Here is a 9437-nt window from a genome sequence, read left to right as displayed (position 1 = left end):
GCGGACGACCGCGCGGACACCGGCCACGGCGCCACCGGCGCGGCGGCCGGATCTCCCTCGCCGGGCGGCGTGGGCGCTTCGCCGACCACGACGTGGCAGTTGGCCCCGCCCATCCCGAAGGAGCTCACCCCCGCGACCAGCGGCAGGTGGGGCCGGGGCCAGTCGGCCGCGCTCGTCACGACCGACAGGCCGAGGCCGGGCAGGTCGATGGCCGGGTTCGGGGCGGCGAAGTTCAGGCTCGGAGGCAGCGCACGGCGGCTCACGGCGAGCACCGTCTTGATCAGCCCAGCGATGCCCGCGGCCCCTTCGAGGTGACCGATGTTCGTCTTGACCGACCCCACGGCCACCGGTGCCGCGACGCTCCCCAGCGCGGCGCCCAGCGCCGCCGCCTCCACCGGGTCCCCGACCGGGGTACCGGTGCCGTGCAACTCTACGTACTGCACTTGGCCCTCGGTGCCCGCCTGGCGGTGCGCGGCGCGCAGTACAGCGGCCTGCGCCGCCGGGTCCGGTGCCGTCGGCGTCGCGCCCGCACCGGTCCCCAGCGCGCTCCCCCGGATCACGGCGAGGATCCGGTCTCCGTCGGCCAGCGAACGGCTCAGCGGCTTGAGCAGGACCACGCCCGCGCCCTCGCCGCGCACGTACCCGTTCGCGCGAGCGTCGAAGGTGTGGCAACGCCCGTCCGGCGACAGCCCGCCCCACTCGTCGGACAGGGTGCTGTTCGTGTGCAGCAGGGCCAGGCTCACGCCCGCCACCAGCGCGGCACTCGACTCCCCGGACCGCAGGCTCGCGCAGGCGAGGTGCACCGCGACCAGGGACGACGACTGACCGGTGTCCACCGTGACGCTCGGCCCGGTGACGCGCAGGAAGTAGGAGAGCCGGTTGGCGATCATGCCGCGGTGCAGGCCGGTCATCGCGTGCCCGGAACGCAGCCCCGACCGTGACTGGTAGGCGATCTGGGCGTAGTCGTCCCACGTCGTGCCGACGAACACCCCTACCCGCTCGCCGGCGATGCCGTCCGGCCGTACCCGCCCGTTCTCTAGCGCCTCCCAGCCCAGCTCGAGCAGGATCCGCTGGCGCGGGTCCATCAGCGCCGCCTCCCGTTCCCCCACACCGAAGAAAGCCGCGTCGAACCCTTCGACGTCGGAGAGGAATGCGCCCCAGGCGGTGGCCCCGGAGGCGGCCGGCCAGCGGTCGCGGACGTCGCGAACTGCGCTGCGACCACTGATGAGCAGGTCCCAGAAAGCATCGGGGGTGCTCGCGCCGGGCAGCCGGCAGGAGACACCGGTCACTGCAATGTCATCGGAGTCGGCGGTATCACGGGGAAGTTCGGCGACCATGCGTTTCCCTGTATCGATGCGACGGCGGCCAGAATGCGACACAAAGGGGGGAGCGCGCGGACTGCGTGGGTCACGCGTCCGCCGCGGCGACAGCACGAGCATGGATCGTTGGCCCGCGCGCCCTCAACCCCTACTTTTCCCTTACGCTATCGATGTGAGGTCGGCCACTCCTGCGCAATTTGGCGGCGGGGCTCGGCTCGGCGTGCCTGCCGAAGAGGGGAAAGGACGGCAGGAAACGTGTGAACTCCAGGTCTTCTCGCGGACGTGGCCGCTCGTCCGGACGCCTGAGGTCGAATGATTTCCGCGGCAACGCCGGCGGCAATTCCGCGTTTCTCATGCACTTTCATCGACTCGGGCTGTCCCTCGCGGAGGAAGGCGCGGGCCATGGGCGGGAGAAAGATTCCAGGGAATTCGCGGGCGGCCTCGGCGCACGGTCAGGCCGGAATGTACGGGTGCTTCTCGCTGGTGCGGCGGCGGCCGGTCGGCGCTGGAGACTGACGGACCGGGCGTCGGCGGGGACGGCTCCGCCGCGACGCCCGGTCCACGCCAGGGTCAGGGCGCGGACCGGGCGCCGCGGGGGCGGTGCCGAAGGTGTCCGTAGGGAACCTCGGAGGGTGTCTAGTGACGGTCGTGCCTCGGCTGCCGCGGCTCGGGCGCGGTCAGCCGGTCACGGCTCAGTACGCGACGGCGAAGTGGGTGCCCTGGTGCGCACCGCCCTCGGCCTCGTCCAGCACGGCGATCGCGAAGTCGGCGTAGGAGATGCGGCTGACGCCCGCGGCGTCAGCCAGCAGCCCGGCGTCACCCGAGCGGTAGGTGCCGGTGCGCTCGCCCTCCGGGTCGAAGACCATCGCGGGCACGACGACCGACCACTGGAGCTCGGCGGGCGCCGAGCGCAGGACCGCCAGGCCGGCGGCGTGCGCGTGGGCAAAGTCGACGAACTGGGCCGGAAAATCGGGAGTGTCCATCGCCCGCACGCCGGGAGCGACCTCGAGGTAGGCCGACAGACCGATCGACACGAGCCGGCTGCCCGTCGCCGCGGCCGCGGCCGCCAACGTGCTGGAACCGTGCCGGAAGAAGTCTCCGACCTCGTCGGTCGCCCCCGGCGCGGTCGCGTTCACCACCGCGTCCGCGTCCTTTACCAGCGCCGTCACCTGCGCCTGGTCGTTGAGGTCCGCGCCGGCCAGCTCGACGCCTCCGTCGGCGAGGTCGGGATACCTGGACACGTCGCGCACGGCGGCGACCACCTCGTGTCCGCGACGGGCGGCCTCGGCAACCACCGCGCGTCCCGCCTTCCCGCCGGCACCGAATACCACGATTCTGCTCATGAGGGTTCCTTCCTTCGGATGCGGTTGGAAGGCGCCATGGTAGGGCGGACCTCGGTTACCTCCGGGAAACCAAGCTAGTCTGGCGTCATGACAGCCCTTTCCGGCCGCATCGACCCGGTCTGCCCCTCGGAGATCACCCCCATCCGGGTCGGTGACAAGTGGACCGCGTTGATTCTCACCCTGCTCGCGGACGGCCCCCTGCGGTTTCGCGATCTACGCGGGCATATCGGACCGGTCACCGGAAAGGTGCTCACGGTTTCGTTGCGCGGCCTCGAACGCAACGGCTTCATCGCGCGCACCGAGAGCCCGGGGCCACCGCGCGCGGTGATCTACGGGATCACCGCGTTGGGCCGAACGCTGCTGCCCAGCATCGCGATGGCACGCGATTGGGCCGAGGAGCACATGACAGCGATGCTCGACGCACGGCAGGCGTACGACAACAAGTACCGCGGCGCAACGGCGGCTTCGTGACAGATTTAGCTGTGATCTGGGTCACTCGGACCATAGGGGAAAAATAGGGGATTGGCTGTGCGATTTGCCTAGTAAGGTACCGAATCACATCAGCCGTCGGCGCGTCCGTGGCGTATCCCTCCGGTCGACGGCGCTCGAAGTCTCTGACAGGTCACGATCACCTGAGTTCTGGGGGTAACTTGTCCGGTCTGAGCCGCAGGCACCTCCTGGCAGGCTTTGGTGGAGGAGTCGCCACGGTCGGCGCGAGACCGCTGCTCGTCGGCTCGGCGACCGCCGCACCGGCACCAAGCGGTAGCGACACGCAGGCACTCCAGCCACCGGACCAGGTCAGCATCGGTCCTTCCGACCGGCGCTATCCCGACGCGCTCCAGCGAGGATTCAACCGGCGCTTCGTCGGCTCTCCGGAGTCGGTACGCATCGTCAGCACCACCGCGCAGGTCGTCGCGGCAGTGCAGGAGGCGGTGCGGTCGGGCAAGAAAATCGTGGTCCGCAGCGGCGGTCACTGCCTCGAGAACTTCGTCGACGATCCCGCCGCCAAGATCGTGATCGACCTCGTGGAGATGCGCTCCGTCACCTTCGATGCCTCCCGGAAGGCCTTCGCCGTCGAGGCCGGCGTCACACTCGGCGAGCTGTACCGGGCACTGGACTGGGGCTGGGGCGTCACGGTGCCCGGCGGGTCCTGCCAGACCGTTGGTATCGGCGGTCACGCGACCGGCGGCGGCTTCGGCATGTTGTCACGCCAGCACGGCATCGTGGCTGACTACATCGACGCCGTCGAGGTCGTCATCGTCGGCGCCAACGGGGTCGCCAGGGCGGTTGTCGCCACCGGTGCGCAGGATGATCCCAACCGGGAGCTCTGGTGGGCACACACCGGTGGTGGCGGCGGCAACTTCGGCGTCGTCACGCGGTTCTGGCTGCGCAGCCGGTCGGCCACCACCTCCGACCCGACGAGCCTGCTGCCCACGCCGCCACGGGCCCTGGCGAACACCGTGCTCACCTGGAGCTGGTCCGACCTCGGCCGCGCGGACTTCGTTCGGCTGCTGGGTAACTACGGAACCTGGCACGAGCTGAACAGCGCGCCCGGATCCGCGGGCGCCAAGCTTTTCTCCGCGCTGACCGCGGGCCGCAAGGAGTTCGGCAGTGTCTCCGTGCTTGCCCAGGTGGATCCGACGGACACCGCGGCAAACGGCGTGGTCAGCTCCTATCTCAGCGCGATCAGGTCCGGCGTGGCCGCAGTGCCGACCGTGTTCAGCAGCGGCAACCTGCCCTGGCTTACCACGGTCCTGAACCTGCCGACCACCGCCGCAGTCTACGCCATCTCGGGGCCGCTTCGGTCCAAGAGCAAGGGAGCCCTCCTCAAGAAGGGCTACACGGGAGCACAGCTCGACGCGGTCTACGACAACCTGACCTCGACCGGCTACAACAACCCGGCCTCGGCGCTCAGTCTGCTGTCGTACGGCGGTGCCATCAACGCGACCGCGCCGACGGCGACGGCGACGGCCCACCGGTCGTCCGTAATCGCCGCGTCGTTCACCAGCTACTGGGAAAATCCCGCGGACGACGACGCGAACATCGCCTGGCTGCGTCGGCTCTACAGCGCCGTCTACGCCGACACCGGCGGCGTTCCCGCTCCCAACGCCGCCAACGAGGGCTCGTACATCAACTGGCCGGACATCGACCTCGTCGACCCGACCCAGAACACGTCCCATGTGCGCTGGTCGACGTTGTTCTACGGCGACAACTACGCTCGGCTGCAGCTCGCCAAGGCCGCGTACGACCCGAAGAACGTCTTCACCCACGCTCTCGGAGTCACGGCGCCGTGAGCAGGCCGGTGCTCGTCGTCACCGGAGGAGCCGGCGGAATCGGGTCGGCCGTTGCCCGCCGGTTCGACGCCCAGGGGTGGCATGTCGTCGTCGTGGACCGCGACGCCGAGCGGGGCGGAGCGGTGGCTCGCGAGTGCACCGGGCTGTTCGTGCACGCAGACGCCACGACGACGAGCGGGTGCGAGCAGTACGTCGAGGCGACGCTCGCGAAACACGGCAGGATCGACCTCCTGCACCTCAACGTCGGCGTTCTGGCCCGGACGTCCATCGGGGAGGGGTTCGACCCCGCGGACTACCAACGGATGATGCGCGCGAACGTGGACTCGGCAGTTTTCGGAGTCCAGGCGGCTTTCGGGCCGATGCGGGATCGGGGCGGTGGCTCGATTCTGGTCACCTCGAGCACCACGGGCCTGCGCCCGTCGCCGGACGCGCTCTATTCGGCCAGCAAACACGCCGTGGTGGGCCTGGTGCGCTCGCTGGCACCCGCGTTGCTGGAGGTCGGGGTGCGGATCAACGCCCTGTGCCCGGGCGCCGTCGACACCGCGATGCTCGCCGACCGGCGCGACGCGCTGGTGCGGGCCGGGGTCGGGCTGGTGGCGCCCGAGGATGTCGCCACGGCGGCACAGGCGGCACATGACGCTGGCCGCACCGGGCAGGCCTGGGTGGTGAACGCCGGGCTCGCGGTGGCCCCGCACAAGTTCACCGAGATCCTCATCGAGGGCGAAGCCCGAATCCAGCGGTGACGCCGCGAAACATCTGAGGTACGACAAGACCCTAGAGCGGGCCTGCCGCGACGGCCAGGAGTCCCGAGCGCGACGACCGGCCGGTCGTCGCGGGTCTCCCCACGTCGCGCCGCCTGCCACGCCACGCGCGGTCGCGGCCATGTCTAGTACGGCAGCCGTCGTTTTGTGATCAGTTGAGTTGGTGGCCTCGTCATCGGTAGTGGCTGGTGCGGGCGTTGGCTTGGTGGCGGCGTCGCCACCGGGACCAGCGCAGGACGTGATCGAGGGTGGCGGCGGGCAGGTTGATGATCGCGTTGAACAGTCTTCGGGTCTCGTTGACGGTGGTCGGGAGGAGGCTGTCGTCGTCGGTGGGCTGGTCGCGCTGATCGGCGGCGATGATGGTCAGGAAGGCGTGGGCGAGCAACGCGAGGATGGTCCAGCGTGGCCAGTGGCACCGGGCCGGGAGCGTGGGCGCGGTAGAAGGCGTACTCGCCGGTTCGCTGGTTGCGGCGGACGAGTAGCCAGTGCCGGCCGGGTAGCTGCTGGTCGGTGGTGTCGACCAAGGCCCAGTCGTAGTAGCGGTGGCCTTTCGACCCCGCGCCGGCGGAGGCCTGCTGCCAGGAGTGTTCCGGGAGGCGGACGGCGAGTTCGACAGCGGTGCGGGTCCCGATCCCGGTGGTGAACCGGTGGGTCTTCGCGATGGCGAGGACGTAGCCCACGCCGCGCCGGGCCACATCGGCGCGAAGCGCCGGGCCACATCGGCGCGAAGCGCCGGGGCGTTGCCGTAGACCTCGTCGGCCGCGACCCAGCCGGCCGCCACGCCGGCGTCGAACGCGGCGGTGAGCATGCGCCGCGCCAGCGCCGGTCTGGTGGCGAACCCGGTTCTGTCCGGTATGCCGACGGCTGCGCAGCGCGCCGGGTCGTCGGTCCAGCTCGCCGGCAGGTAGAGAGCGCGGTCGGTGGCGTTGGTCAGGTAGACCGCGACCTGCGCGTTGCTGTGGCCCGCGGCCACCGGTAGATCCTGACGAGTCCTCACAAACCCGTGATGATCACCGGTGGTCGTTCCGCGTCGGCCGGCGGCACCTCCCTGCGGACCCGGCCGTCCACCGTCAGCCCACCCAGATCAACTGATCACAAAACGGCGGCTGCCGTACCGGGCTGTGCCGCGGTCAAGGGGGCGTCGGCAGCCCACTACTCTCGGCCCAGCGGCCGACGTGGCGACGGATCTGGCTGTGGGCATCGGTCTGAACGACTTGGTCAGTCGTCCAGTCCCGGCGGCGCGCGACTATTGCCACCGCCCGTGTTTCCTAGATACCAGAGAGACATTGGCGACGTCGGATGTTCATGACTGAGTAATCGCCACCTGGCGGGCCAGGATGGTATCGGCGACAATTCCACACTTGACATCCGCTGCGTCGTCAGACTGTTGCGGAATGTCGCGCAGATAACATCGTGTCATATATCTGCCAAATCGGGCTTATCGGGCACTTGCCTGGGAGCGCCGGCGACGTCCCCGCTGGTGAGGGTTCTCCCTCGCCAGGCCCGGACGTCAGGCAAGGCGCCTTTGACACTGGATTGTGCATATATCCATACTTGTGATGCGCCATGAGTCCGCCACGGAGGACCTCCCCTCCTGACGAACCGCACGCAGCGGAGCACACCCTTTACCGGCCACAAACAGTTTCGATCGCCCGCAGGGCGGCCGCCTGGCCCCGCCTCCCCACCGGTACGGGTACGACAGCAACACCCGTCTTCCTGGAGGAAAATTGGATCATACGCCAACGACGGTTTACGGGCCACGAGGAGGAACCCTATGGAGACTACACCGTTCCTGGCGACACCGGAACGCGGAGAATCTAGCCTTCACACCGATCAGAAACCGGTGGCCAGTCGTATCCTGGCAGATCTCAGAACACTCGTGAGTGTCCCAAACGCGCGGGACTCGGGTCGGTGGACCGCGCTCATTCTTGCTTCGTGCGACTATCCGGGGGCGTTGCGGTCGGTGACGGATCTGTATCCGTGCGACGAGAGTTCACCACTCTTCACCTCGCCGGATGACATGGGACAGGGGCAGCGGCTGGCGTTGGGCCTAGTCAACGCGATGACCAGAGCCTGGCCGGGTTTTGACCACAGGGCCGGTGCGCGGGACTACCTGGAGGACCGCGGCCAGCAGGTGATCGCGGGCCACGAGTGGATGGCGGCCTGCGCGGTGCGGACCCTGCTGTTCTCCGACCGTTCAGCCGACGCGGCACGGTACGCCGATGTCGTTCACAGCACGCTGGGAGAGCGGAATCCGGTCGGCTGGCGAGCTCGGATCACCAGCCTGCGGGCCTCCGCGGCGTTGCTCGACGGCGATGTGCAGGCCGCGGTCGACCTCGGCGAGCGGGCGCTGCGCATGATGCAGCCACGGCGGTGGGGAACACGAATCGGGGAACCGCTCTCCGTCGCGGTCATCGGCAACGTGATCCTGGGACGTCTCGGAACGGCCGCCCACTATCTGCGCACCGCGCCGTCGGCCGTGATCGAGGAGTCCAGCCACGCCCTGTGGTACCGCTACGCACTCGGCACCTTCTATCTTTCCACCGGCAACCACCGAGGCGCGGCGGAGAGTTTCATGAGCTGCGGGCGCAGCCTGGCGGAGTGGGGCATCCCGTTGGACGACATCTGCGAGTGGCGGCTTTCCGCCGCAGCCGCCTACCAGTTGGCAGGCGAGCGGGACATCGCCGCGCACCTGGTTGACCTGGCCCTGCGGGAGAGGCTTGATGAGATACGAAAGTCCGCGGCCGACGGGGACGAGTCGCTCAACAGGATATACCGCGCGACTCGGGAGTCCACCCTCTCCGCCCTGAGCGAGTTCTCCTCCGAGCCGGACTTCTACCTGATGCTGCGCGACATGTGTGGCGACGGGCTCGGTCTCTCGGCCGCGAAGTTCGCCGCGCGGCCAGCAGCGATGTCACGCCCCATCTCGTTCCTGGCTACGCTGACCGACAGTGAGCTAAAGGTCGCGAGCCTCGTCGGCCAGGGCCGGCACAACAAGGAAGTAGCCCGCGAGCTGAACATCACCACCAGCACGGTCGAGCAGCACCTCACCCGGGTGTACCGCAAGCTCGGTGTCCGCAACCGCCGCGAGCTGCGGTCGGTCGTCAGTTGATTGCGAGCCAGCGTTCACCCGTCGGCGCCGCGGCCAGACGTCGTCCGCTCGTGCCCACCTCCTCCTGACCCTGGCGGACCACATGCCTCCCTCCACGCAAGTTTCAGCGCCTTCCCCCCGTCGGCGCGGCGCTGCCCGCCAGATCGCCGCCGTACTGGTGGTCGTGACCGTGTTTCCCCTGACAATCACCGGGTCATCCGTCGCGCTGTCGGCGATTCAGTCCGACCTGGGCGCGAGAGTCATCGCGTCGCAGTGGGTCGTCAACGCCTACAGCGCGACTTTCGCGGCCTTCCTGCTGCCCATGGGCGCCATTGCCGACCGGTGGAACCGACGGGCGGTCTGCGCGGGCGGAATCACACTCTTCGCGGCGGCCGGCGTGTCATCGGCGATGGCGTCCGGAGTTCTGATGTTGGACGCCGCCCGCGCTGTCGCGGGCATAGGAGCCGCGGCGGCGGTGACGGGCGGCGTCGCGCTGCTGTCAACAGCCCTTAGAGCGTGTCTTGCGTGGTCGCTGCGGGTACATATCCGATCATGGATGTGTTGGAGAGCAGCCTCGCCGGGCGGCTGGTCCCGGATGAGTTGTGGGAGTTGGTGGAGCCGCTGCTGCC

General features: G+C 69.2%; 8 protein-coding genes. 5 read left to right on the top strand and 3 right to left on the bottom strand.

From position 1 onward, the window contains the following. Positions 1-1337: polyketide synthase (locus tag ND747_RS28635; RefSeq protein ID WP_251737372.1), on the bottom strand; the 1337-nt coding region annotated here is incomplete at its 3' end. 674 nt (positions 1338-2011) lie between these two features. Further along, on the bottom strand, positions 2012-2662 hold the full coding sequence (locus ND747_RS28630) for an NAD(P)-dependent oxidoreductase (RefSeq protein ID WP_251737371.1): 651 nt from the start codon (positions 2660-2662) through the stop codon (positions 2012-2014). An 87-nt stretch (positions 2663-2749) separates the two neighbouring features. Here ND747_RS28630 and ND747_RS28625 point away from each other — a divergent pair, with 87 nt between their 5' ends. The 3 genes from ND747_RS28625 (at position 2750) to ND747_RS28615 (ending at position 5699) form a co-directional block, all read left to right on the top strand. Further along, complete coding sequence (locus ND747_RS28625; RefSeq protein WP_251737370.1) at positions 2750-3133, top strand: helix-turn-helix domain-containing protein; 384 nt, start codon at positions 2750-2752, stop codon at positions 3131-3133. Positions 3134-3312: 179 nt separating this feature from the next. Next, a complete protein-coding gene (locus tag ND747_RS28620; RefSeq protein ID WP_251737369.1) occupies positions 3313-4956 on the top strand; it encodes an FAD-binding protein in 1644 nt (547 codons plus the stop codon). Then, positions 4953-5699, top strand: coding sequence for an SDR family oxidoreductase (locus tag ND747_RS28615; RefSeq protein WP_251737368.1), 747 nt, complete (start codon positions 4953-4955; stop codon positions 5697-5699). The genes ND747_RS28620 and ND747_RS28615 overlap by 4 nt, the downstream gene beginning before the upstream one ends. Before the next feature lie 190 nt (positions 5700-5889). Here ND747_RS28615 and ND747_RS28610 read toward each other — a convergent pair whose 3' ends face one another. Beyond that, on the bottom strand, positions 5890-6690 hold the full coding sequence (locus tag ND747_RS28610; RefSeq protein WP_251737367.1) for a transposase: 801 nt from the start codon (positions 6688-6690) through the stop codon (positions 5890-5892). A 1047-nt stretch (positions 6691-7737) separates the two neighbouring features. Here ND747_RS28610 and ND747_RS28605 point away from each other — a divergent pair. Then, positions 7738-8829: a helix-turn-helix transcriptional regulator gene (locus tag ND747_RS28605; RefSeq protein WP_251737366.1), complete on the top strand. Its 1092-nt coding sequence runs from the start codon at positions 7738-7740 to the stop codon at positions 8827-8829. Positions 8830-8911: 82 nt separating this feature from the next. Next, the coding region (locus ND747_RS30295) for an MFS transporter (RefSeq protein WP_374216350.1) at positions 8912-9437 on the top strand (526 nt) is incomplete at its 3' end.

It is taken from the genome of Frankia sp. R82, assembly GCF_023716925.1.
Lineage (GTDB): Bacteria > Actinomycetota > Actinomycetes > Frankiales > Frankiaceae > Frankia.
Note: the sequence above shows the minus strand (reverse complement) of the source record. Positions and strands in the feature narration are given on the sequence as shown.